The sequence below is a fragment of the Pseudomonas sp. GL_117 genome, from assembly GCF_057835125.1.
In genome coordinates, this window is the sequence record NZ_CM174418.1 from 1,446,253 (window position 1) to 1,470,613 (window position 24,361).

23 protein-coding genes are annotated in these 24,361 nt (G+C 61.0%); 7 read left to right on the forward strand and 16 right to left on the reverse strand.

Annotation, left to right across the window (positions count from 1 at the left end):
- Positions 1 to 120: 120 nt before the first annotated feature.
- Positions 121 to 1,233 (reverse strand): LOG family protein, encoded by a 1,113-nt coding sequence (locus AC3ISR_RS06460; RefSeq protein ID WP_463983364.1) that lies wholly within the window; start codon positions 1,231 to 1,233, stop codon positions 121 to 123.
- A 296-nt stretch (positions 1,234 to 1,529) separates the two neighbouring features.
- Complete coding sequence (locus AC3ISR_RS06465; RefSeq protein WP_192297276.1) at positions 1,530 to 1,970, reverse strand: PA3611 family quorum-sensing-regulated virulence factor; 441 nt, start codon at positions 1,968 to 1,970, stop codon at positions 1,530 to 1,532.
- 180 nt (positions 1,971 to 2,150) lie between these two features.
- On the opposite strand from AC3ISR_RS06465, the gene AC3ISR_RS06470 reads away from it, so the two are divergent.
- The 3 genes from AC3ISR_RS06470 to AC3ISR_RS06480 all read left to right on the forward strand — a co-directional run bounded on the left by AC3ISR_RS06470 (position 2,151) and on the right by AC3ISR_RS06480 (position 4,211).
- Positions 2,151 to 2,870 carry a tRNA-uridine aminocarboxypropyltransferase gene (locus AC3ISR_RS06470; protein WP_192297275.1) on the forward strand — a complete coding sequence of 240 codons (720 nt, stop codon included), beginning with the start codon at positions 2,151 to 2,153 and terminating at the stop codon, positions 2,868 to 2,870.
- A gap of 252 nt (positions 2,871 to 3,122) precedes the next feature.
- Positions 3,123 to 3,773, forward strand: a complete 651-nt coding sequence (gene erdR, locus AC3ISR_RS06475) for a response regulator transcription factor ErdR (RefSeq protein WP_057723263.1) — start codon at positions 3,123 to 3,125, stop codon at positions 3,771 to 3,773.
- Between the two features lie 75 nt (positions 3,774 to 3,848).
- Positions 3,849 to 4,211 (forward strand): diacylglycerol kinase, encoded by a 363-nt coding sequence (locus AC3ISR_RS06480; RefSeq protein ID WP_017137081.1) that lies wholly within the window; start codon positions 3,849 to 3,851, stop codon positions 4,209 to 4,211.
- 3 nt (positions 4,212 to 4,214) lie between these two features.
- Here the strand turns inward: AC3ISR_RS06480 and AC3ISR_RS06485 are convergent, their stop codons facing one another.
- The gene (locus tag AC3ISR_RS06485; protein ID WP_010212678.1) at positions 4,215 to 5,141 is read right to left on the reverse strand and encodes a LysR family transcriptional regulator; all 927 of its coding nucleotides are present in this window, start codon (positions 5,139 to 5,141) and stop codon (positions 4,215 to 4,217) included.
- Positions 5,142 to 5,264: 123 nt separating this feature from the next.
- Between AC3ISR_RS06485 and fpr the strand changes: the two genes are divergently transcribed.
- A complete protein-coding gene (gene fpr, locus AC3ISR_RS06490; RefSeq protein WP_024073760.1) occupies positions 5,265 to 6,044 on the forward strand; it encodes a ferredoxin-NADP reductase in 780 nt (259 codons plus the stop codon).
- A gap of 133 nt (positions 6,045 to 6,177) precedes the next feature.
- Here the strand turns inward: fpr and tsaA are convergent, their stop codons facing one another.
- The 5 genes from tsaA to rimO form a co-directional block, all read right to left on the reverse strand.
- Entirely contained in the window at positions 6,178 to 6,873 is a 696-nt protein-coding gene (tsaA, locus tag AC3ISR_RS06495) for a tRNA (N6-threonylcarbamoyladenosine(37)-N6)-methyltransferase TrmO (RefSeq protein ID WP_192297274.1), read from the reverse strand.
- A gap of 70 nt (positions 6,874 to 6,943) precedes the next feature.
- Positions 6,944 to 7,405, reverse strand: a complete 462-nt coding sequence (locus tag AC3ISR_RS06500; RefSeq protein WP_192297273.1) for a YehS family protein — start codon at positions 7,403 to 7,405, stop codon at positions 6,944 to 6,946.
- Between the two features lie 69 nt (positions 7,406 to 7,474).
- Entirely contained in the window at positions 7,475 to 8,185 is a 711-nt protein-coding gene (locus AC3ISR_RS06505; RefSeq protein WP_192297272.1) for an rRNA pseudouridine synthase, read from the reverse strand.
- 27 nt (positions 8,186 to 8,212) lie between these two features.
- On the reverse strand, positions 8,213 to 8,746 hold the full coding sequence (locus tag AC3ISR_RS06510) for a GNAT family N-acetyltransferase (RefSeq protein ID WP_225595285.1): 534 nt from the start codon (positions 8,744 to 8,746) through the stop codon (positions 8,213 to 8,215).
- A 104-nt stretch (positions 8,747 to 8,850) separates the two neighbouring features.
- Complete coding sequence (gene rimO / locus AC3ISR_RS06515; protein ID WP_003231334.1) at positions 8,851 to 10,191, reverse strand: 30S ribosomal protein S12 methylthiotransferase RimO; 1,341 nt, start codon at positions 10,189 to 10,191, stop codon at positions 8,851 to 8,853.
- 289 nt (positions 10,192 to 10,480) lie between these two features.
- Between rimO and AC3ISR_RS06520 the strand changes: the two genes are divergently transcribed.
- Together AC3ISR_RS06520 and AC3ISR_RS06525 are read left to right on the forward strand one after the other, a co-directional pair.
- On the forward strand, positions 10,481 to 12,382 hold the full coding sequence (locus tag AC3ISR_RS06520) for a potassium transporter Kup (RefSeq protein WP_463983366.1): 1,902 nt from the start codon (positions 10,481 to 10,483) through the stop codon (positions 12,380 to 12,382).
- Positions 12,383 to 12,508: 126 nt separating this feature from the next.
- On the forward strand, positions 12,509 to 13,615 hold the full coding sequence (locus AC3ISR_RS06525) for an NADH:flavin oxidoreductase/NADH oxidase (protein WP_192297270.1): 1,107 nt from the start codon (positions 12,509 to 12,511) through the stop codon (positions 13,613 to 13,615).
- A 42-nt stretch (positions 13,616 to 13,657) separates the two neighbouring features.
- On the opposite strand, the gene AC3ISR_RS06530 is transcribed toward AC3ISR_RS06525, so the two are convergent.
- Positions 13,658 to 14,827, reverse strand: coding sequence for a DUF418 domain-containing protein (locus tag AC3ISR_RS06530; RefSeq protein WP_463983367.1), 1,170 nt, complete (start codon positions 14,825 to 14,827; stop codon positions 13,658 to 13,660).
- 2 nt (positions 14,828 to 14,829) lie between these two features.
- Positions 14,830 to 15,426 carry a TetR/AcrR family transcriptional regulator gene (locus AC3ISR_RS06535; RefSeq protein ID WP_463983368.1) on the reverse strand — a complete coding sequence of 199 codons (597 nt, stop codon included), beginning with the start codon at positions 15,424 to 15,426 and terminating at the stop codon, positions 14,830 to 14,832.
- Between the two features lie 257 nt (positions 15,427 to 15,683).
- On the opposite strand from AC3ISR_RS06535, the gene AC3ISR_RS06540 reads away from it, so the two are divergent.
- Entirely contained in the window at positions 15,684 to 15,869 is a 186-nt protein-coding gene (locus AC3ISR_RS06540) for a hypothetical protein (RefSeq protein WP_105520645.1), read from the forward strand.
- Between the two features lie 48 nt (positions 15,870 to 15,917).
- Here AC3ISR_RS06540 and AC3ISR_RS06545 read toward each other — a convergent pair whose 3' ends face one another.
- From AC3ISR_RS06545 to AC3ISR_RS06570, 6 genes are all read right to left on the reverse strand, one after another.
- Positions 15,918 to 17,543, reverse strand: a complete 1,626-nt coding sequence (locus AC3ISR_RS06545) for a glucan biosynthesis protein D (protein WP_192297267.1) — start codon at positions 17,541 to 17,543, stop codon at positions 15,918 to 15,920.
- 355 nt (positions 17,544 to 17,898) lie between these two features.
- The gene (locus AC3ISR_RS06550) at positions 17,899 to 19,761 is read right to left on the reverse strand and encodes an NAD(P)-binding protein (RefSeq protein WP_192297266.1); all 1,863 of its coding nucleotides are present in this window, start codon (positions 19,759 to 19,761) and stop codon (positions 17,899 to 17,901) included.
- A gap of 173 nt (positions 19,762 to 19,934) precedes the next feature.
- Positions 19,935 to 21,359, reverse strand: coding sequence for a gamma-aminobutyraldehyde dehydrogenase (locus tag AC3ISR_RS06555; protein ID WP_305392171.1), 1,425 nt, complete (start codon positions 21,357 to 21,359; stop codon positions 19,935 to 19,937).
- Positions 21,360 to 21,509: 150 nt separating this feature from the next.
- Complete coding sequence (locus AC3ISR_RS06560; protein WP_016977919.1) at positions 21,510 to 22,319, reverse strand: ABC transporter permease; 810 nt, start codon at positions 22,317 to 22,319, stop codon at positions 21,510 to 21,512.
- Positions 22,309 to 23,238: an ABC transporter permease gene (locus tag AC3ISR_RS06565; RefSeq protein ID WP_463983369.1), complete on the reverse strand. Its 930-nt coding sequence runs from the start codon at positions 23,236 to 23,238 to the stop codon at positions 22,309 to 22,311. Before AC3ISR_RS06565 ends, AC3ISR_RS06560 begins: the two co-directional genes overlap by 11 nt.
- Position 23,239: 1 nt before the next feature.
- Complete coding sequence (locus AC3ISR_RS06570; RefSeq protein ID WP_489324660.1) at positions 23,240 to 24,274, reverse strand: ABC transporter ATP-binding protein; 1,035 nt, start codon at positions 24,272 to 24,274, stop codon at positions 23,240 to 23,242.
- Positions 24,275 to 24,361 lie beyond the last annotated feature (87 nt).

Here is a 24,361-nt window from a genome sequence, read left to right on the forward strand (position 1 = left end):
CTTGTCATGGCGAGGGCGCTTGCTCCCGCTGGGCTGCGTAGCGGCCCCGAATGTCTCATGCCAGCGCCACAAAAAAGGCCCACTATGAAAATAGTGGGCCTTTTTTTTGCACTCAAAAACTCAAGCCGGCTCCGGCGCTACCCGCTGCTGCGTCTTCCCCTGAGCCTGTGCCCAGTTTTCCGGCAAGTTGATGTAATCCACCAACTCTCGCAAACGGCCCTGATCGCGGCCATTGAAGTTAAACACCAAACGCGTCAGATGGCTGAACCTTGGCTCATCATGCTCTTCAGCGGTGTAGGCGAGTTGCTGGAACTCCCCGCTCAATCGCAGGCTGGCAAACTCACTCTGCAAATGGGCCAGGGCACGGTCACTGAGTGGGTGGTTCATGCGCATCACAAACTCGTGCTTCAACCAACGTGTTGAGTGGAAGTTGGCGTAAAACTGATTGATCTCGGCCACCGCTTCTTCCGCGCTGTAAACCAGGCGTACCAGCTTGAGGTCGGTAGGCAGGATATAGCGATTGGCTTCCAGCTGGCTGCGGATAAAGTCCAGGGCGCCTTGCCAGAAGCTGCCACCTGGTGCGTCCAGCAACACAACGGGCACCAATGGGCTTTTGCCGGTCTGGATCAGTGTCAGCACTTCCAACGCTTCATCCAGCGTGCCGAACCCGCCCGGGCACAACACCAGCGCATCGGCCTCCTTGACGAAGAACAGCTTGCGCGTAAAGAAAAAGTGAAAAGACAGCAGGTTGTCGGTGCCATCAATGGTCGGGTTGGCATGCTGCTCGAAGGGGAGGTTGATGTTGAAACCGAGGCTATGTTCCAGGCCCGCGCCTTCGTGGGCGGCGGCCATGATGCCACCGCCGCCGCCAGTGATCACCATCAGCTCCGATTGGGCGAGCAACGTGCCTACTTCGCGGGCCAAGGCATACAGGGGGCTTTCGGCCGGGGTACGTGCCGAACCAAACACCGTGACTTTGCGCCGTCCCTTGAACTGTTCCAGCACGCGAAAGGCGTTATCCAGTTCGCGGATGGCCTGCAAGGTGATCTTCGCGTTCCAACGGTCGCGGTCGTCCTGAGCCATGCGCAGAACGGTGAGCATCATGTCGCGATAAAGGGGGATATTCGGGCTGTTCGGAGCAATCAGCTGGAGTTGAGCGTCGACTTGCTGCGCAAGGTCGGCTCCGTGTTGTTCAAAATGACGGAGCAGTTGCTCATTCGATTCGTAAGGCATTCAACTTCTCCTTCTACACAGGGCCCGGGTGCTCGACGAGAGGTTCGTCGAAGGCCACGACACTGCATGTGTCGCTGCATACCGCAGGTGGGCAACCCTCTTTTGCCCTGAAAATGTGACAAAACAGCTAAGAGAAACGCTGGGAATGGACGGGAGGGATGGCTCGATCATGAGCCGAAAAACCCTTGGCTGGCAACCGCTTATTGGTCGCTCACCACGCAGTCTAGCCGGTGCAGGAGAATTGAAACGGGGGAGTGCGCGCCGCTGGGCAGCAGCGCGCGAGGGTTACGCCAGGCTTACTTTTTCTTCTTCGCGGCAGCCGGTGCAGGGCAATCCGCTTCGACGAATTTCACCGACGCCACCGGACGGTTGGTCTTGTTCTCGGTGATTTCATAGCGCATCACCGCACCCTTGGCCATCAGCTCGCGGTAACCCTTGTTCAGGCACACGGCTTGGCCCAGTTGGAAGTACACCGCCTTGGGGTTGGCACGCATCTGCTCAGCACGGTCGGGCAGTACGCTGAGGTGATCGATCAGTTGCATGCCTTCGACGGTGTAGGCGACCTCGAGGGTTTTTTCGTCGATTTCCCGGGGCAGGTCTTTGTTGCTCTCCGCCGCGACGCTTTGCAGCTTGCGGTTCATTTGGGCCTCCAGCAGCGAGGCCGCCTGGGCGCCCACGGGCAATACCAGCGCAAGGGCGATGGACGGGGCGGCAAGGCGCAGCATGGAACGCAACATGAAAATCTCCTGATTCGGGTACTGGTGCATAGACCAACCACTGCGCTGTGCGTTCAGTGGCGCGCAATTATAGGTGAGCCCTTGCCACTACAGCCAGGCGTATCGCTGGTAGACTGCCGCCACTTGAAGCCCTCCACGAGTTTTCACAGTGTCGATTTACCTGTCCCAACGGCGCACCCTATGAGTCACGCCGTCTCCCGCCTGCGTACACAGCGCCTGGCACGTGCCGTCAGGCCGTTCCTCAACCGTGGCTCCCGTGCCGAACGCTGCAGCGGCTGCCGGGTCATCCCCGAGTACTGTCTGTGCGCCTGGCGCCCCAAGGTCGAGGCCCGTTCCGCCATGTGCCTGTTGATGCATGACGTCGAGCCGATGAAACCCAGCAACACCGGTTGGCTGATCGCCGATGTGATTGACGACACCACCGCGTTCGCCTGGTCGCGCACCGAAGTCGACCCCGATTTGCTGACCTTGCTGGCCGATCCGCAGTGGCAGCCGTATATCGTGTTCCCCGGCGAATTCGTCGCGCCTGAGCGTGTCGTCAGCGAGGTGCGGGTGGAGGAGGGCAAGCGCCCGCTGTTCATTCTGCTCGATGGCACCTGGAGTGAGGCGCGCAAGATGTTCCGCAAAAGCCCGTACCTGGAGCATTTGCCGGTACTGAGCCTGGCGCCCGAGCAACTGTCACGCTACAAGCTGCGGCGCTCCAAGCGTGATGATCATTTCTGCACCGCTGAAGTGGCGGCGCTATGTCTTGAGCTGGCCGACGACGGCGTCGCCAGCGAGGTGCTGGACGCTTACCTTGATGTGTTCAGCACCCACTACCTGGCGGCCAAGTTCCAACTGCCGCTGGACCCGGCAGACATCGTCCATACTCGTCTTGCACCCTATATTCCAGCGGTATAGCCAGACGACGTTTGCATGATGGCACCTTAAGCCCGCAACCCGCTAAAATGCCCACGGGCGTAGTACTTGACCCCCCAGGCTACGCTGGGCATGCTGGGCGCCGATTGGGCGTAAGCGTGAATTTTTCAACGTCGTTCAAGGTGTTTTCGACGCTGAACGTGCCCTCTGGTGATGGCTGCCTGGCTGTCATCTTGTGTACTGGTGAACCCTGAACCCATCAGGGCTCCCATAAAAAACAGGATCATTTAATCAATGGCCACATACGAAATCCTGATAGCCGATGACCATCCGCTGTTTCGCAGCGCCCTGCACCAGGCAGTGACCCTGGGCCTTGGCCCGGATGTGCGCCTGGTCGAAGTGGCCAGCATTGCCGAGCTGGAAGCCCGTCTCACCGAAAAATCCGATTGGGACCTTGTGCTGCTCGACCTGAACATGCCGGGTGCCTACGGTTTTTCGGGGCTGGTGCTGTTGCGTGGGCAATACCCGCAGATTCCGGTGGTGATGGTCTCGGCCCAGGAAGAAGCCGACGTGGTGGTGCGTTCCAAGGAATTTGGCGCCAGCGGTTTCATTCCAAAATCCAGCGCCATGGAAGATATTCAGAAGGCCGTGCGCAGGGTGCTGGACGGCGACGTGTCCTGGCCGCCGCAGGCGTTTGAAGAAATCAATGTGTCCGACGAAGCCAAGGCCGCCCGCGATGGCCTGGCCAGTCTGACGCCCCAGCAGTTCCGCGTGCTGACGATGGTGTGCGAAGGCTTGTTGAACAAACAGATTGCCTACGAGCTGAGCGTGTCGGAAGCGACCATCAAGGCCCACGTTACCGCGATCTTCCGTAAGCTGGGGGTGCGTACCCGGACGCAGGCGGCGCTGCTCTTGCAACAACTTGAGTCAATTTCACAGCATTAAGTTGTAGCCGCTTCACGCTTTTTTGACTTGGCGTGATCTAGTTTCCCCACTTCTTTGGTTCAGTTGCCTACGTCTATGTCGCCTTTCAAGGGTCAAACCGGTATCAAACGTATCTTCAATGCAGGGGGCTATTCCCTGGACGGCCTGCGTGCGGCCTTCACCGGCGAGGCGGCCTTCCGCCAGTTGGTGTTGCTCAACGTGATCCTGATCCCATTGAGCTTCTTCCTGCACGTCAGCCGGGTGGAACGCGCCTTGTTGATCGCGGTATGCCTGCTGGCCTTGATTGTCGAGTTGCTCAACTCCGCGGTGGAAGCGGCCATCGACCGGATTTCCCTGGACCGTCACCCTTTGTCGAAAAACGCCAAGGATATGGGCAGCGCTGCGCAATTCGTTGCGCTGACCATGATCACCCTGGTGTGGGCCGTGATCCTGATCTAACGATCAGGCAATGCTCGGCAACACGATCTCGTCGCTGCGCTGAACCCCTGCGGTAAAGGCGCGGCACAGTTCCAGAAACTCGCGCATGGCTGAGGTCTGGTATTTCTGTTTATGCCAGATGAAATAGAACTGCCGGGCCAGGTCCAGGTCCGGGGTTTCCACGGGTACCAGGCTGCCGCGGCGGAACGCATCGCGCAGTGCCAGCCGGGAAATGCAGCCGATCCCCAGGCCTGACTCTACCGCGCGTTTGATCGCCTCGGTGTGCTCCAACTCCAGGCGGATATTCAGTGCGCTGCGGTGATGGCGCATGGCTTGGTCAAACGTCAGGCGCGTGCCCGAACCCTGTTCGCGCAGGATCCACGCTTCATGGGTCAGCTCGTCCATGGACGCCACGCCACGCTTGGCCAGGTGATGCTGCGGGGCGCAGAACACCACCAGTTCGTCCTCGACCCAGGTCTGCACCTCGATATCCGGGTGGCTACAGTCGCCTTCGATTAGACCCAGATCAATTTCGTAATGCGCTACCTGGTGCACGATATGCGCAGTGTTCTGCACATGCAGCTTCACCTGGCTCTCGGGATGCTGCTGCATGAAGCTGCCGATCAGCAGGGTCGCCAGGTAATTGCCGATGGTCAGCGTGGCACCGACCGCCAGGGAACCGAAGCCGGACTTGCCGTTGAGCAGGTCCTCGATCTCCTTGGCCTGGTCCAGCAGCGCCACCGCCTGGGGTAACAGCTGATGGCCGAGGGCGTTGAGGCTCAGGCGTTTGCCTGCGCGGTCGAACAATTGGCAGCTGGATTGGCGCTCCAGCTCGGTGATCGAGGTGCTGGCGGCGGATTGAGATAAGGCCAGAAGGCCAGCAGCGCGTGACACGCTTTCCTGCTGGGCGACGGCGACGAAGACTTGCAGTTGACGGAGAGTAAATCGCATATCGATATAACCGATAACCCTTATCTTAATAATCCAGTTAACAGATATTGTCGCCGCGATTAGAATGCGGTGCAATTGCGCGCCTCAATACTGCGCAGACCCATTTCCAGGAGTCCCCCGTACATGAGCAACATGAACCACGAGCGTGTCCTCAGTGTTCATCACTGGAACGACACTCTGTTCAGCTTCAAGTGCACCCGCGATCCGGGCCTGCGCTTCGAGAACGGTCAGTTCGTGATGATCGGCCTGCAACAGCCCAACGGCCGCCCGCTCATGCGCGCTTACTCCATCGCCAGCCCGAACTGGGAAGAGCATCTGGAGTTCTTCAGCATCAAGGTGCCGGATGGCCCGCTGACTTCCCAATTGCAACACTTGAAGGAAGGCGACGAGATCATCATCAGCAAAAAACCGACAGGCACCCTGGTGCTTGACGATTTGAAGCCGGGCAAGCACCTGTACCTGCTCAGCACCGGTACTGGCCTCGCGCCGTTTATGAGCGTGATCCAGGACCCGGAAACCTACGAGCGTTTCGAAAAAGTGATCCTGTGCCACGGCGTGCGTTACGTCAACGAAGTCGCCTACCGCGAATTCATCACCGAGCACCTGCCGCAGAACGAGTTCTTCGGCGAGGCCCTGCGTGAGAAGTTGATCTACTACCCAACCGTGACCCGCGAGCCGTTCGAAAACGAAGGCCGCCTGACCGACCTGATGCGCAGCGGCAAGCTGTTCCGCGACATCGGCCTGCCGCCGATCAACCCCGAGGACGACCGCGCCATGCTGTGCGGCAGCCCAAGCATGTTGGACGAGACCAGCGAAGTGCTGAACAGCTTCGGCCTGAAGGTTTCGCCGCGGATGCGTGAGCCGGGTGACTACTTGATCGAGCGTGCATTCGTCGAGAAGTAACACTGGGTCAGTAACAACGCGGATCCAAAAATGTGGGAGCGGGCTTGCTCGCGAATTCGGTGTGTCAGTCACAGCTGTATTGACTGAACCACCGCATTCGCGAGCAAGCCCGCTCCCACATTTGGTTTGCGCTTTATTCAGCTGCAAGCACTTCGAGCACGCATATCGTTCCAGCTTCAGGATAGTGCCAGCGCACATCCACATCCCAGAACTGCACACCGTACTCACGCTCCGGCCCTGGCGTCTGATATGCCGGCCGCGGGTCCTGCGCCAGACACTGCTCAATCAACGCCACCAACGGCTCATCCAGCCGCTGGGCGTGGCCCTGTGCCTGGTGCAAGGCGGTCTTCAGCCACTGCACGGGAATCAGTGCCGGCGCGCCGCTGGCCATGCTGTTGGTGGCGGTGTCGATAATGTCGGCATAGGGCACATACGGCTTGATGTCCAGCACCGGCGTGCCATCGAGCAGATCAATCCCGGAAATCCACAACCGCCCCGGCTCGACCTTGTCCAGCTTTACCACCGACTGGCCAATACCATTGGGCCGGTGGGTCGCGCGGGTGGCAAACACGCCCATGGAGGTGTTGCCACCCAAGCGCGGCGGGCGCACTTTCAGGCGCGGTTTGTCTTCCAGGGCCTGGTGGAACAGGAACAGCAGCCACACATGGCTGACCTGCTCCAGGCCCTGTACCGCCTCGCCGCCGTCGAACGGCGCCACCAGTTCCAGCACGCCCCGAGCGGCCGGCGCCAGTTGCGGTTGGCGCGGGATGGCGAACTTCTCCTTGAAGCAGGAGCGCACAAAGCCGACGGGCGAGACGTTGTAGGTCATTTCTGAAGCCTCAAGTTACAAGCTCCAAGCCACAAGCTTTTCACTTGCAGCTTGAGGCTCGTCGCTGTTCTTAAGCTCTGACGCGCAGCGTCAGCCCCTTGAGGAAGTTACGCAGCAACTGGTCGCCGCAGGTGCGGTAGTTGGTGTGGCCGAACTTGCGGAACAACGCGCTCAGCTCAGGCTTGGACACCGGGAACTCGGCGGCCTTGAGGATGGCGTGCATGTCGTCTTCTTTCAGTTCGAAGGCCACGCGCAGTTTCTTGAGGATGATGTTGTTGGTCACCGGAGTCTCGATCGGCTGCGGCGGACGGCCTTCGTCCTTGCCACGCTTGAAAATCACCAGGCCATCGAGGAAGTGCGCCATGACTTCATCCGGGCAGAACACGAAGCCTTCTTCCTCGTCCTTCTTGAGGTAGGTCAGCAGGTCGTCCTTGGTCACGTCCATGCCGCCGAGCTTGATGATCTCGACCATCTTGTTGTCGCTGATGTCGAGCATGTAGCGCACGCTACGCAGTACGTCGTTGTGAATCATGGTGGGTAATCCTGGTATTCAACTGGGGACACCGCCGAAAACAGGCGGTGTCGAGAAAAGGGCGGCGGTTTAGAACTTTTCTTTGGTGGACAGGTAACGCCACTGGCCGACCGGCACTTTGCCGATGGACACGCCACCGATGCGGATACGACGAATGGCGATGACCTTCAGGCCAACCGCTTCGCAGAACAGTGCGATCACGCCCGGTTGCGGGTTCTTCATCGCGAAGCGCAGGCGGTTTTCGTTCTGCCAGCTGGCTTTGACCGCCGGCAGTTCCTTGCCTTTGTACGTCAGGCCGTGGTTCAGGCGGTTGAGGCCGTGGGCAACCATGTCGCCTTCGACCTCCACCACGTATTCCTGCTCGATCTTGGCGGCATCGGCGGTCAACTTGCGCAGAATCTTCCAGTCCTGGGTAAACACCAGCAGACCACTGGCCTTGGCTTGCAGGTCGGCGCTGGCGGTCAGGCGCAGGAAGTGGCCTTTTAGCGGGCGTTTGCCGAAGCGGTGTTCTTCGGACAGGGTTTCGGCGCTGATCGAGGCCAGTGCGGTCTCGGCGTCCACGCCGGCCGGGGCGTGCAGCAGGATGGTCACAGGCTCCGGCGCGGTGGCCTTGGCCTCGGGGTCGAGTTCGACCTTCTGGGTGGTGACCTTGAACTGCGGCTCGTCGATCACTTCACCGTCCACCGAGACCCAGCCGCCTTCGATGAACAGCTCAGCCTCCCGACGGGAGCAACCGACCAGTTCGATAAGGCGTTTGGAGAGGCGTATGGGGTCAGTCATGACAAGGGCCGTAACAAAAGGGGGCGGCTATTGTACCTGTGTGGGGCCGGTTAATCCCGGCCCCATTTCGGTGCTGTGGTTTTTTGTGGGGTCCGACAAGCCAGTTCCCACAGAAGAGCGCAAACGCATGTGCAGCAAAGGGTACGGTTGCCCCAGACCATCATGCTCTGTGCGTCCGATCACCTCGAAGCCCTGCTTGAAGTAGAAGCCCAGGGCCTGCGGGTTCTGCTCATTCACGTCCAGTTCATCGGCATTCATGTGTTCGATGGCATAGCGCAGAAGTTGCCGACCAAGGCCCTGGCCCCGGTACTGCGGGTCGATAAACAACATCTCCACCTTGCCCGCCGCCACTCCGGCAAACCCGGTGATGCGTTGGCGCGGGTCTTTGGTGCAGATCAGCATGACGGTGTCCAGATAGCGCGTCAGCACCAAGTCTTTTAGCAACACGATGTAACTGTCCGGCAGGAAATCATGGGTCGCCCGCACCGAGGTCTCCCAGATCTGCGCCAACTGCGGGTAGTCGCTGACGTTAGGTGTGTGGATAACCGAATGCTGACGCATGCCCGCTGCCCCTTGCCGATGATTGATGCCGATGGGCAAAACGATAGACGTAAAAAAGCCCTGCATCTTGTCCAGAAGCAGGGCTTTTTCAAATCTTTACCGCATCAGTCGCGCTTTTCAGCCCACAGGTCGTATTCGTCGGCGTCGGTCACGGTGCACCAGACCTTGTCGCCCGGCTTCAAACCGCTGGCATCGTCGATAAACACGTTACCGTCGATCTCCGGCGCATCGAAGAAGCAACGGCCAACGGCGCCTTGCTCGTCGACTTCGTCGATCAACACTTCGATTTCCTTGCCGATGCGCAGTTGCAGGCGCGCCGAGCTGATCGCCTGCTGGTGCGCCATGAAGCGCTCCCAACGATCTTGCTTGACGTCGTCCGGCACCACGGCCAGGTCCAGCAGGTTGGCCGGGGCGCCTTCCACCGGCGAGTACTGGAAGCAGCCTACGCGGTCCAGTTGCGCTTCGGTCAGCCAGTCCAGCAGGTACTGGAAGTCTTCTTCGGTTTCGCCAGGGAAGCCGACGATGAAGGTGGAACGGATGATCAGCTCCGGGCAGATCTCGCGCCAGTTCTTGATACGCGCCAGGGTCTTGTCTTCGAAGGCCGGGCGTTTCATGGCTTTCAGGACTTTCGGGCTGGCGTGCTGGAACGGGATGTCCAGGTACGGCAGGATCTTGCCGGCGGCCATCAGCGGGATCAGCTCGTCCACGTGCGGGTACGGGTAAACGTAGTGCAGGCGCACCCACACACCCAGGCTGCTCAAGGCTTCGCACAGTTCGGTCATGCGGGTTTTCACCGGCGCGCCGTTCCAGAAGCCGGTGCGGTACTTCACGTCGACGCCGTAGGCGCTGGTGTCCTGGGAGATCACCAACAGCTCTTTCACGCCAGATTTGACCAGGCGCTGGGCCTCGTCCAGCACGTCACCGACCGGACGGCTGACCAACTTGCCGCGCATCGACGGGATGATGCAGAAGCTGCAGCTGTGGTTGCAGCCTTCGGAAATCTTCAGGTACGCATAGTGACGCGGGGTCAGCTTGATGCCCTGTGGCGGTACCAGGTCGATCAACGGGTTGTGATCCTGGCGCGGCGGCACCACCTCGTGCACGGCGTTGACCACCTGCTCATACTGCTGCGGACCGGTCACGGCCAGCACGCTCGGGTGCACGTTGCGGATATTGCCTTCTTCCACGCCCATGCAGCCGGTCACGATGACCTTGCCGTTTTCCTTGATGGCTTCGCCGATCACTTCCAGGGACTCAGCCTTGGCCGAATCGATGAAACCGCAGGTGTTGACCACCACCACATCGGCGTCCTGGTAAGTGGACACGACGTCATAGCCTTCCATACGCAGTTGCGTGAGGATGCGCTCGGAGTCGACGAGTGCCTTCGGGCACCCCAGGGAAACAAAGCCAACCTTGGGGTTGGCTTTTGCGATGGTGGTGGACATGTCTAACCTCGGTATTGAATGACGCCGCCAGTCGGGCACGACAAGGCGGTAGACGGGCGCTTGGTGCGCCTCTGATCAAAAAGTGCGCAATTCTAGCGACGGGCAGCGCACTTGACCAGCTTTATGCAGGGAAATGCGACGAGTGCTGCGCTATGCTTCGCGCCGTTGCCCACAGGTAAAACACCAAGGTCAATAAAACGTCTGTTACGAGAAGTAAAACAGCGCATGCTAGGGTCAGCTTAGAAGCGTTGTTTATAAGAGACCTCAGGTCAAAGGGCAGGAGTGGTTGATGGGTCAGGCAAGTAGTCCGGCGGCAGGCGCCGCGCATTCCACTGCAAAGCCGATTGGCATGCTGGTGGCAGCGGTCGGGGTGGTTTATGGCGATATCGGGACCAGCCCGCTCTACACCCTTAAAGAGGTGTTCAACGGTGGTTATGGGGTTCAGGTCAACCATGACGGTGTGCTGGGTATTCTGGCGCTGATCTTCTGGTCGCTGATCTGGGTGGTATCGATCAAGTACATGCTGTTCGTGCTGCGCGCCGACAACCAAGGCGAGGGCGGCATCATGGCGCTGACTGCCTTGGCGCGTCGGGCGGCGGGGGAGCGCAAGAAGCTGCGCAGCTTCCTGGTGGTGTGCGGCCTCTGCGGGGCGGCGTTGTTCTACGGCGACAGCATGATCACCCCGGCGATTTCCGTGTTGTCGGCGGTGGAAGGCCTGGAACTGGCATTCGACGGCCTGGAGAAATGGGTCGTGCCCATCGCCCTGGTCGTGCTGGTGGCGCTGTTCCTGATCCAGAAACACGGCACCGACCACATCGGCAAGCTGTTCGGGCCGGTGATGGTGACCTGGTTCGTGGTGCTGGGCGGTCTCGGTGTGTATGGCATCACCTTGCACCCGGAGGTGCTCAATGCCATGAACCCGATCTGGGCCGTGCGCTTCTTCCAGGCCCATCCCGGCATTGGCGTGGCGATCCTCGGCGCGGTGGTGCTGGCACTGACCGGCGCCGAAGCGCTGTATGCCGACATGGGCCACTTTGGCCGTAAACCCATCGCCCGTGCCTGGTTCATGCTGGTGCTGCCGGCGCTGGTGCTCAACTATTTCGGCCAGGGTGCGATGCTGCTGGGCGACCCGGAAGCCGCGCGCAACCCGTTCTATCTGCTGGCGCCGAGCTGGGCGTTGATCCCGCTGGTGGTGCTGTCCACCCTGGCCACGGTGATTGCGTCCCAGGCGGTCATCTCCGGTGCGTTCTCGCTGACGCGCCAAGCGATCCAGTTAGGCTACATCCCGCGCATGCATATCCAGCACACCTCCAGTGCCGAGCAGGGCCAGATCTACATCGGTGCGGTGAACTGGTCGCTGATGGTCGGCGTGATTTTGCTGGTGCTGGGCTTCGAGTCCTCCAACGCACTGGCTTCGGCCTACGGCGTGGCGGTGACCGGCACCATGTTGATGACCACCATCTTGGTATCGGCGGTGATGCTGCTGCTGTGGAAATGGCCGCCGATCCTGGCGGTGCCGGTATTGGTCTGCTGCCTGTTGGTCGACGGCCTGTACTTTGCTGCCAACGTACCGAAGATCATCCAGGGCGGCGCCTTCCCGGTGCTGGCGGGGATCGTGCTGTTCATCCTGATGACCACCTGGAAGCGCGGCAAGCAATTGCTGGTGGACCGTCTCGACGAAGGCGGCCTGCCGTTGCCGATCTTTATCAGCAGCATCCGCGTGCAGCCGCCCCATCGCGTGCAGGGCACCGCGGTGTTCCTCACCGCCCGCCCGGACGCCGTGCCCCACGCGCTGTTGCACAACCTGCTGCATAACCAGGTGCTGCATGAGCAAGTGGTGCTGCTGACAGTGGTGTATGAAGATATTCCCCGGGTGCCGGTGGAGCGGCGCTTCGAGGTGGATTCGTTTGGCGACGGCTTCTTCCGCGTGATCCTGCATTTCGGTTTTACTGATGAGCCGGATGTGCCTGAGGCGCTGAAACTGTGCCACCTGGATAACCTGGATTTCAGCCCGATGCGCACCACCTACTTCCTCAGCCGCGAGACCGTGATCGCGTCGAAGATCGAAGGCATGGCGCGCTGGCGCGAAAGTCTGTTCGCCTTCATGTTGAAGAATGCCAACGGCAACCTGCGCTTCTTCAAACTCCCGGTAAACCGCGTGATCGAGCTGGGCACCCAGGTCGAAATGTAGGTTTTTGCAGCACGGGGGCCGGCAATCGGCCCCCGCTTGATGTTCTGAACCCTGTGCAAACCACCGTTGTCGACTAGGCTCTAAACACTGTTGAACAGTGCCCATAGAACCCAGAAGAGGTGCGCCATGAGTCAGCTGCTCGAACCCTATACCCTGCGCCAATTGACCCTGCTCAACCGCATCGCGGTGTCGCCGATGTGCCAGTATTCGTCCGATGACGGCTTGGCCAATGACTGGCACCTGGTGCACCTCGGCAGTCGTGCCGTGGGTGGCGCCGGCCTGATCTTCACCGAAGCCACCGCCGTGACCGCCGACGGCCGTATCACCGCCCAGGACCTGGGCCTGTGGAATGACGCACAGATCGAACCATTGCAACGCATCACCCGTTTTATCGCGGCCCAGGGCGCGGTGGCCGGGATTCAACTGGCTCACGCCGGGCGCAAGGCCAGCACCCATCGGCCGTGGATCGGCAAGCATGGCAGCGTCAAGCCGGAGGACGGCGGCTGGGTGCCGGTGGGGCCATCGCCGATTGCCTTCGACCCTCAGCACACCCAACCCAGGCAACTCGATGAAGGGCAGATCCAGCAGGTGATCGCCGACTTTGTCGCCGCCGCCAAGCGTGCCTTGACCGCAGGTTTTGAAGTGGTGGAAATCCATGCCGCCCATGGTTACCTGCTGCATCAATTTCTCTCGCCGATCAGCAATCAGCGCCAGGATCTGTACGGCGGATCGTTTGAAAACCGCATCCGCCTGGTCTTGCAGGTAACCCAAGCGGTGCGCGACGTCTGGCCGCAAGAACTGCCGCTGTTTGTGCGAGTATCGGCCACCGACTGGGTCGAAGACGGCTGGAACCCTGACGAAACCGTGGAATTGGCGCGCCGCCTCAAGGACCTCGGCGTGGATTTGATCGACGTCTCGTCCGGTGGTACCGCCGCCAATGCCGAGATTCCTACCGGCCCCGGCTACCAGACGCGCTTCGCCGAGCGGGTGCGCAAGGAATCGGGGATCGCCACCGGCACCGTTGGCATGATCACCGAACCGGCCCAGGCCGAGCACATCCTGCGCACCTGTCAGGCCGACATCATCTTCCTCGCCCGTGAGTTGCTGCGCGACCCGTACTGGCCGCTGCATGCCGACGATGACCTGGGTGGGCGCAAGGCGATCTGGCCGGCGCAGTACCAACGGGCGACGCATCGGGACCAGCCGATCCATGAGTCGGACCTGCGCGACTGACCCCTTGTGTCGAGTCGAAACCCACCGCAACAGGTGGGTTTTTTACAGGCTGCGCCGCCAGATTGGCCACGCCCACAAGGTGGCCGCCCGCAGCAACCATTCCAACGGCCCGTAGGGATGACTGCGCAGCCAGCGTGCGCTGCACCACCGTTGCAAGGCAAAGATCCCCAGCACCACGGGCAGCATCAGCAGCGGTTCGAGCCGGTTGATCAAGCCTGCGCCATAGCCGCTGAACAGCACCCCCAACAGCGCCGATTGCAGCAGGTAGTTACTCAGGGCCATCTTGCCCATGGGCGCCAACCACTGGCATAAGCGGGCGCCGGCGGCAGTGCTGAACAGTGCCAGCATCGACATCGCGTAGGCCGCGCTCAACAGCGGTGCGGTGAGTTGGCCGAGGCCAAAGGCGAAGGTTTCGAGGCCGCCGCCGGGTGCATAGGTGGCGCTCACGGCATAGATCAGCGCACCCGGCAGGCCCACGGCAAGCGTGATGAGCAGCAGGCGCCGCAGGTGCGGTTCCCAGCGATAAGGTGTGACCAGTAACTGGTTGCGCCCGGCGGCATAACCGAAGAAGAACATTGCCAGGGCGCTCGGCCCTTGCAGCAGCCATAACGCCTGCACGGTCTGCCACAGGTGAGTACTGTGAAAGCGCAAGGTTTCCAGGGCGCTGCCGCTGAATGCCGCGAGTTTGATCGAGGCTTCGCTGCTTGAGGTCGCGCTGAAGTCGCCGGCCAGCGCTTGCAGCACGCCGAGCGCCATCCATGCCGAACAGGCAACCGTTACCAGGCCGACGCCCCAGCGACATGCCGTGGCCGACGACAGATTGCGCGCCGCCAGCAGCACCAGGCCAAGCAATGCGTAGGTGGACAGAATTTCGCCATAGTAGAGCAAGGCGCCGTGGGCGACCCCCAGGGCCAGCAACGCCAGTTGCCGGCGCACCATGCGCGGTACAAACGCCGCCTCGGCGCGCTCGGCGGCGGCCATCTGCAAGGTAAAGCTGTAGCCGAACAGAAAGGAAAACAGCAGGTAGAACTTGGTTTCGAACAGCAGTGAAATCCCCAGGCGCACCCAGTGATCGGCCGTACTCGCGTAGTCGGGATTGCTGAGGGGCGAGGCGTAGTAAGGGTCGGCAAAGGCACAAATGTTCACCACCAGGATGCCCAGCAGCGCAAAACCGCGCAACGCGTCGACGTGTATCAGGCGTGTTGGCGTCATGTTCAACGGCCTTGCAGCAGGTGCACCACCAAGCCGCGCAGCACGTCAGTCTGTTGGTCTGGGTGGAAGTCCGCGTCGGCCGCCACCCGGGCAAACATGCCATCGATCAGGGTCGCCACCCAACTGGCCGCCTGCGGGGCGGTCAACGAGGTGTGCAGTTGCCCGGCGTTCTCGGCGGCCTTGATCAGCGCCTCCAAGCCTTCGCGCAGGTAGCGGTCGTTGGCCTTCATCAAGTGTGCGACGGCTTCATCACGGTGGCCCAATGCCGAGATTTCCAAGGCCAGGCCCGCGTAATGGCGGTCGCAGGCCAAATCACAGGTGTAGTCCACAAACGCCAGCAGTGCGGCCATCGGATCTGCGGCGGCAGCCAAGGGCGCCATGCCTTGCTTGATCTGCTCGCCTTCGCGGGCCACCAGTGCCAACAGCAGCTCGTGTTTACTCGCGAAATAGTGGAACAGGTTGCCGGCGCTCATCCCGGCGGCGGTGCAGATGTCGGCCGTGCGCGTGGCGACAAAGCCGGCTTCGGCAAAACAGCGCGAAGCGGCATCGAGCAGGGCCATGCGTTTGTTTTCACGTTGTTGCGGATCGACGGTACGCATGCTCGCCTCATTCATTAATTGAGTGATCGCTCAATTAAATGGCGGGTAGGAAAAATCTGCAAGCTTTTTGCTCAAAACCAATTATTTAAGTGATTACTCTAAAAAAGTCGCACGCTTGGCGAGATCGTTTCTACGCTTAGGGTACGTCTGATTTCTGGCCCAGGGAGTCAGTCGGTTCGCTCACTGAGGCATTGCGCTTCACGGGAGGCAGGTGATGGGCATCAGGAACAGTTGATTGAAATCAGGAGTAGTAGTCCATGGCCAAGTCCTATGGGGTTGCGGGTGCGGTGGCGTTTTTTCTGACCCGCAGAGTGTCGTTGCGGGGTCGAAGGTTGAGCTCGGATGAGGCCGAATTGCTGGCGCAGTACCGCGCCCTGACCGAGAACGATCAAGTGGCGATGCGGTATCTGATTGGGGCAATGAAAAGTGTGTCGCGCTTTTAGAGCCGACGTGTGGCGAGGGAGCAGGCTCCCTCGCCACAGCTCAGTTGATCAGGTGTACTTGCGCTGCTCCGGCGCCGGTGGGAAGTACTGGTACAGCCAGGTTTCACTCAGGGTGCGGTCCTGTGTGCGGATGAACAGGCGCAGTTCCACCGGGTCCACACTGTCGCTGGTCGGGTACCAGTCGAACAGGATGCGGTAGCCCTTGATGTTATCCAGCACCAGTACGCTGAAATCCTTCACCTCACCATGGGAGCAGGTCACCACCGGCTCGATCCCGGTGCCCGGTGGCAGGCGATCGAGGCCGCCGCCCTTGAAGTCCACGGCAAAACGGCGCGCCCACACCGGCGGGTAATGCTCGCCCGGTGCCCAGCCCTCGGTGAAGCCACCCATGCCGGAACGGGTCGCGTCGACCTGGGCCAACGGCGTACTCACCGGGGGCAGGGCGCTCCAGTACAGCTTGTAGCCGTAGTTGAGGGAGTCGCCGGCGGCCACGGGTTTTTTCGGGGTCCAGAAGGCCACGATGTTATCCAGGGTTTCGCCGGTGGTAGGAATTTCCAACAGGTCGATAGAGCCTTCGCCCCACGCGGTGGTCGGTTCGACCCACAGGCTCGGCCGCTTGCTGTACCAGTCCACGGTGTCCTGGTAGCTGGCGAACTCATGGTCGGTCTGCACCAGGCCGAAGCCTTTCGGGTCTTTGTCGGCGAACGCGTTGAATTGCAGTTTGGCCGGGTTGTTCAGCGGGCGGCAGATCCACTCGCCATTGCCGCGCCACATCGCCAGGCGATCCGAATCGTGGATCTGCGGGTGGATGGTGTCGCACATGCGGCGCTCATGGGTGCCACAGCTGAACATGCTGGTCATCGGTGCGATGCCCAGTTGTTCGATGGTGGTACGTGCATTGATGTGGGCATCGATGGCCATCACCACCTGGTTGGCCTGGCAGTCGATGTCGAAGCGGTAGGCGCCGGTGGCGCTTGGTGAGTCGAGCAGGGCGTAGACCACGAAGCGGGTGGCGTCCTTGTCCGGGGTTTCGAACCAGAACTGGGTGAAGTCGGGGAACTCTTCGCGCTTTTTCGCGTAGGTATCGATCGCCAGGCCGCGTGCGGAAAGGCCGTACTGGCCGGTGGAATCCACCGCGCGGAAGTAGCTGGCGCCGAGGAAGGACAGCACGTCATGGCGATCCAGCTCCGGGGCCTTGAACAGCTTGAAGCCTGAGAAACCCAGGTCGCCGGTCAATTGCTTGGTGTCGACCGTGGTTTTTTCGTAGTTGAACAGCGAAGGGCGGAAATGCACCTCGCGCGCCTCACGGGTCTTGGGGTCGACGCTGTGCATGCGCACCGGCGTCTTGAAACCCATGCCGACGTGGAAGAACTGCACGTCCAACTGGCCGTTCAATTCCTTCCACAGCGAATGCTTGCCGTCGTAGCCGATGGCGTTGAAATTCTGCGGGGTCATGCTCGCCAGGGTCGGCGGCAGCACCTGCTTGGTGTCTTTATAGGCGGTTCCGGCGAGCTGCTTGGCCTGGGTCTTGAGCGTATCGAAATCGAACGCCACGGCCTTGCCATCGGCGGCACGGTTCCCGGCCCAGGCCTGGGCGGCCAGCAGGCCGCTGGCCGACAAACCGGTGTAAGCCGCAATGGCCATGGACGCTTTGAGCAAATTCCTGCGGTGCATAGAGACAACCTGTCGTGAGCAAATCCCGCGCCGTTCCTGGCACGTAGCGGATCAGAAATTACGGTTCGGACATGCCTTCGGCCAAACGCAACGGACAATAAACAGACGCCGGATAGCTTAAGCGGTTCGCAGGTGTAGGAAAATTGATTGATAGCGGGGTGATGGCATTGCAAGTGCGACAAGACATTTCCGGGGGCTTGGATGATCACTCAACTCAAGAATGATGAAGATCCAATGTGGGAGCGGGCTTGCTCGCGAAGACGGTACATCAGACACACGTGTGTTGACTGACACACCGCTTTCGCGAGCAAGCCCGCTCCCACATTGGGTTCTGCGTTGGCCGTTAGGTCACATTTCAGCTCACTTCACCCACCGCTCTGTAAGCCTCATCAATCGCCGCATGGGCATACGCACTCCACGCCGCATCCGAGTTGGCGATGCTCACATGCCCCACCGGCTTGCGTGCCAGCTTCATCCACGCTTCGCTCTCATCGGCGTCATCGAACAAGCTGTTGGAGAAGCTCGCATAACCATGTGACCAACGATTGACAGTGATCGCCAGAATGTCGGTCTCGTGGTTGAACCCACCGGGGCCGAGCATGCGTTGCAACTGGTCACGCAACTGCGCCTCCAGCTGTTCGAACGTCTGCCCGTACAACCGGCCGCGACCGGCGCGGGCCTGGTCGCGGGCGTTCATGCCGCTGTTGGGGCTGGTGGGTACGTAGACCATGTGCAGGCCGATCGGCTGCGTCGGGTCGCGCGGGTGGTCGTAGCCGCCCATGCTCACCGGGTAGTCCAGCTTGATCCGGCTGTAAGGCTGGGTCGCCGCGTAAATCTCGTGCACCCCCAGCTTCTGGAACGACTGCCAGTTGCGGATCACCACCTTGGTGTACACCAGCGGGTATTTCACGTTCTGGCTCAGGGCATGGGCTTGTGCGGCCGGCAGGTCTTTGAGCAGGTACGGAATCATCATGTTGTAGCAGGCCAGGATGCAGCGCTTGCCACGCACCTGTGCGAGTTGTCCGCCACGGCTGTAGCCGATATGCACGCCATCACCGACGTTGCGCACGCTGACGGCCGTGCTGTTCAGGCGCAGCCGCACGGCGGATGTCGGCTGGTCGAGCCTGGCGTAGTCAAACGGTGCCAGCACGATATCGTCCATGGTGTGCCCTGGCGCCACGCCGGGGATCAGGCTGCGCACCAGCAGGCGCGCCACCGACGCGTTGCCATCGGGGAAGTGGTAGATGTAGGGCTCTTCCATTTCTGCCGCCGCTTCTTCGCTAATCGGCGCCAGGTTCATCCCGGCAAAACCCGGGAAACCCACGTTGTAGGCGTCAGCAGCCGCCACGGCATCAATGCTCAGGGCCATGAAGTCATTGGTGCGGCTCTGGAAATATTTCACTGCCGCTTGCGACAAACCCACGTTCTTGAGCAGGAAATCGCGGTAACTGGTGGCGGCCAGGTAGTCGGCCTTTTCTTTGGCACTCTTGCCTGGCAGGTAATCCTTGGGGGCGGTGTGTAATTCGATCAGCGCCTGGCGATCTGCCTGGGGCAGGGGGAAGTCGTTGATGAAGTCGCCGATGGAGCGTGCATTCAAGCGGTCCGGCGCAATATCGTCGGCCACCATCGGCGTTGGGTCGCCGGTCACCAGTTTGTCTTCGCCGAAGTTTTCCTTGTCGAAAAACACCCCGCGCGACAGGCCCAGGCCGGGGTAGAACTGACGGTCAAACGCCGTTTCGAAGCGCTTGATATTTACCCCGAGCTTTTTCAACAGCCCGTTCACTTCTTTGCTGTACAGGTGGTTGGGCGACTGGAACGCCTCGCTGCCGCCGTAACCGATGATCATGCGGCCGCCTGCCTGGAACTCATTGCGCTTGGCATGGCCGCCGAAGTCGTCGTGGTTTTCCAGGATCAGGATCTTCGCCTTGGGGTGCTTCTCGCGGTAGAACCACGCCGCCGCCAAACCGCTCAAGCCGCCGCCGACCACCACCAGGTCATAGCGCTCGGTGATCGGCAGCTTGTCGGTGTCGAAAGCCTTCTTTTCCCAGCCCATCTGGTGCGCCACTTCGAACGAGCCGACATGGCTACCACGCAGGCCGGTGAGGGCGGGTGGGTAGTAGCGGCCATCGGGCGCGGCTTGCAGGATTTGCAGCGGGGTCATGCCGGCGGCAAGGGTGATGGCGACGCCGTTGAGGAAGTCGCGGCGGGTGATGTCCATGGGGATAACCTGAGTTTTTATTGTTATGAGAGGGATCTTGGGTGAGCTCGGCTTTTTGTGGGAGCGGGCTTGCTCGCGAAAGCGGTGGGTCAGCTAGGCATATATTGGCTGACACACCGCCTTCGCGAGTAAGCCCGCTCCCACACTAGCCGGCGTCCACAGGAGAAAAAGCGTCAGTGCTTGAACATCACATGCCGCACAGTGGTGTAGTCCTCTAGCCCGTACATGGACATGTCCTTGCCATAGCCCGACAGTTTCTGACCGCCATGGGGCATTTCGCTGACCAGCATAAAGTGGGTATTCACCCAGGTGCAGCCGTACTGCAAACGTGCGGCCAAACGGTGGGCGCGTCCTACATCGGCGGTCCATACGGACGAGGCCAAGCCGTAGTCCGAATCGTTGGCCCAGCCCAGCACCTGGGCTTCGTCGGTGAATTTGGTCACCGAGACCACCGGCCCGAACACCTCGCGGCGCACGATCTCGTCATCTTGCTGGGCATCGGCCAAGACGGTCGGTTCGAAGAAGTAGCCGTTGCCTTCCACGGCTTTACCGCCCGTGACCAGGCGGATATGCGGCTGCGCCACCGCGCGCTCGACAAACCCGGCCACGCGGTCACGATGTTGCGCGGTGATCAGCGGGCCCAGTTCGGTGGCCGGATCATCCTGCAAGCCGTACTTGATGCTGGCGACCGCCGCGCCGAGTTTCTCGACAAACGCGTCGTAGATGTCCGCTTGCGCATAGATCCGGCAGGCGGCGGTGCAATCCTGTCCGGCGTTATAGAAACCGAAGGTGCGAATACCTTCCACGGCGGCGTCGATGTCCGCATCGTTGAAGATGATCACCGGCGCCTTGCCGCCCAGTTCCATGTGCATGCGCTTCACGCTGTCGGCGGTGCTGGCGATGATATTTGCGCCGGTGGCGATGGAGCCGGTCAGTGACACCATGCGTACTTTCGGGTGGCTCACCAGCGGGCTTCCCACCGTTGGCCCACGACCAAACACCAGGTTGAGTACGCCCGCAGGGAAAATTTCAGCGGCCAGTTCGACCATGCGCAACGCGGTCAGCGGGGTTTGTTCCGATGGCTTGAGCACCACGGTATTACCCGCGGCGAGGGCCGGGGCGATTTTCCAGGCGACCATCATCAACGGGTAGTTCCACGGTGCGATGGAGGCGATCACGCCCACCGGGTCGCGGCGGATCATCGAGGTGTGGCCGGGCAGGTATTCACCACCGGCCGAACCGCTCATGCAACGGCTGGCGCCGGCAAAGAAGCGGAACACGTCGGCAATCGCCGGGATCTCATCGTTCAGCGCGGCGCTGTAGGGTTTGCCGCAGTTGTCCGATTCCAGCTTGGCCAGTTCTTCGCCATGGGCTTCGATGGCGTCCGCCAGTTTCAGCAGCAGCAGCGAGCGATCCTTCGGTGCAGTTTGCGACCAACTTTCGAAAGCCGCATCGGCGGCGCGCACGGCGGCGTCGACCTGGGCTTCACTGGCTTCGTTGATTTCCACCAGCACACGGCCGAGTGCCGGGTTGAAGATGGCCTGGGTCGGGCCTTCGCCTGCGACCAGTTGGCCGTTGATCAAGAGTTTGGTTTGCATGGTTCAGTTCTCCACAAAACTATTGTTATCTCCCTGAAGAAACCCGATTCAAAGGTGGGAGCTGGCTTGCCTGCGATAGCGGTAGTGCAGTCGATACCGCTATCGCAGGCAAGCCAGCTCCCACATTGATCGTGTTTCAACAGTGGCCATTTATTTACCGCCACTCCCCGCCACGCTTTCACCGCCGCGCGTCAGGTAATAGGCACCCAGAATCGGGAACATCGTCACCAGCATCACCAGCATCGCGACCACGTTGGTCACCGGCACATCCCGTGGCCGGCTCAACTGGTTGAGCAACCACAACGGCAAGGTGCGTTCGTGGCCGGCGGTGAAGGTGGTGACGATGATTTCGTCAAACGACAGCGCAAACGCGAGCATGCCGCCGGCCAGCAGCGCCGAGCCGAGGTTGGGCATGATGATGTAGCGGAAGGTCTGCCAGCCGTCGGCGCCGAGGTCCATCGACGCTTCGATCAGGCTGTGGGAAGTGCGGCGCAAGCGGGCGATGACGTTGTTGTAGACGATCACCACGCAGAAGGTCGCGTGGCCGACAATGATGGTGAACATCCCAGGCTCGATGCCCAGGGTCTTGAACGTCGCCAGCAGAGCGATACCGGTGATGATCCCCGGCAGCGCAATCGGCAGGATCAGCATCAGCGACACGCCTTGCTTGCCGAAGAACTCCCGGCGATACAACGCCGCCGACGCCAGCGTGCCGAGCACCATGGCGATCAGGGTGGCGATGGCGGCAATCTGCAGCGACAGCTTGATCGCCTCCAGCACGTCCGGCCGCGCAAAGGCCACGCTGAACCACTTCAGGGTGAAACCCTGGGGCGGAAAGCTGAACGCCGCTTCTTCGGTGTTGAAGGCGTAGAGGAAGATGATCAGGATCGGGAAATGGAGAAACACCAGGCCACCCCAAGCGGCGATCTTCAGACCAATGGAAGATTTTTCAGAGTGCATCGAAGGCCCCCAGGCGTTTGACGATGGACAGGTACACCGCAATCAACACGATCGGCACCAGGGTGAACGCCGCGGCCATGGGCATGTTGCCAATGGCACCTTGCTGGGCGTAGACCATGCCGCCGACGAAGTAGCCCGGCGGGCCCACCAGTTGCGGCACGATGAAGTCGCCGAGGGTCAGCGAGAACGTGAAGATCGAACCGGCGGCAATCCCCGGTACCGACAGCGGCAGAATCACCTGCATAAAGGTCTGGCGCGGCTTGGCGCCCAGGTCGGCGGAGGCTTGCAGCAATGATGGCGGCAGGCGCTCCAGCGAGGCCTGGATCGGCAGGATCATGAACGGCAGCCAGATGTAGACAAACACCATGAAGCGCCCCAGGTGCGAGGTGCTCAAAGTGCTGCCACCCACGCCGGGAATGCCCAGCACGAACTGCAACAGCGGCTCCAGCCCCAGGTGCTGCACGAACCACTGCGCCACGCCGCCCTTGGCCAGCAGCAAGGTCCAGGCATACGCCTTGACGATGTAGCTGGCCCACATCGGCATCATCACCGCGATGTAGAAAAACGCCTTGGTCTTGCCGGTGGTGTAGCGCGCCATGTAGTAGGCAATCGGGAAGGCGACGATGGCACTGGCGATCGACACCACGATCGCCATGCTCAAGGTGCGCAGGATGATGTCGAAGTTCGATGGCTGGAACAGTGCGGCGAAGTTGGCCAGGGTCAGGTCGGGCGTGACCGCCATGGTGAAGTCGTCGAAGGTGTAGAAACCTTGCCAGAGCAGGGTTAGCAGCGAGCCGAGGTAGATCGCGCCGAACCAGATCAGCGGCGGTATCAGCAGCATCGCCAGGTACAAATTGGGCTTGTGGTACAGCAGGTTGGAAAACCTGCGCATCGGCGGTTGGGACAGGGCCAGGTTCATCTCACACCTCGCCTGCGGTTTCGGTCAGCGGCGTCATGGCTTCACGGGCCCAGCGCGCGGTGATCGACTGGCCGACCTGATGGCCGCTGCTGATGTCCAGCCACTGGTTGTTGGCCTGGCTGATGTTCAAGGCTTGGCCGTTTTCGAGTTTCAGCTCGTAGCGGGTGGCGCTGCCCTGATACTGGATGTCATGCAGCAAACCGCTGATCTCCACCTCACCGGCACCCAGCGGGCCTTCGGCAAAACGCACGTGTTCCGGGCGGATCGAAAAGGGCTGGGCGTTGCCGCTGATGCGTTGGGCCAGTTCGCCGCGAATCACGTTGGAGGTGCCGACGAACTCGGCGACAAACGCCGTGGCCGGCTTCATGTAGAGGTTGCGTGGGGTGTCGATCTGTTCGATGCGGCCTTTGTTGAACACCGCCACGCGGTCGGACATCGACAGCGCTTCGGTCTGGTCGTGGGTCACGAAGATAAAGGTGATGCCGAGCTGGCGTTGCAGTTTCTTCAGCTCGCTTTGCATCTGCTCGCGCAGCTTGAGGTCGAGGGCGCCCAGTGGTTCATCGAGCAGCAATACCCGTGGGCGATTGACCAGTGCACGGGCCAGGGCCACGCGTTGGCGCTGGCCGCCGGACAGTTGCACCGGCTTGCGCTCGCCATAACCGCCGAGGGCGACCATGCCCAAGGCTTGCTCGGCACGGTTCAGGCGCTCGGTCTTGCCCACGCCCTTGACCTTGAGACCATAGGCCACGTTGTCGCGCACATTCATATGGGGGAACAGCGCGTAATCCTGGAACACGGTGTTCACGTCGCGCTGATACGGCGGCAAGCCGGCGGCTTCTTCGCCATGGATGCGGATCGAGCCGGCGCTCGGTTGCTCGAACCCGGCGATCAGGCGCAGGCAGGTGGTCTTGCCCGAGCCGGAAGGGCCGAGCATGGAAAAGAACTCGCCGTCCTGGATGTCGATGGAAACCCGGTCAACGGCCTTCACTTCGCCGAACTGACGGGAAACGTGGGTGAATTGGACTGCAAGCGTCATGGTGCGGTGCTCCAAAAAGGCATGGGTCGTCGCAGCGGCCCGGCCTGGACTTCTGAAATATCAATGCGGTACTGAATCTGGCTCGGC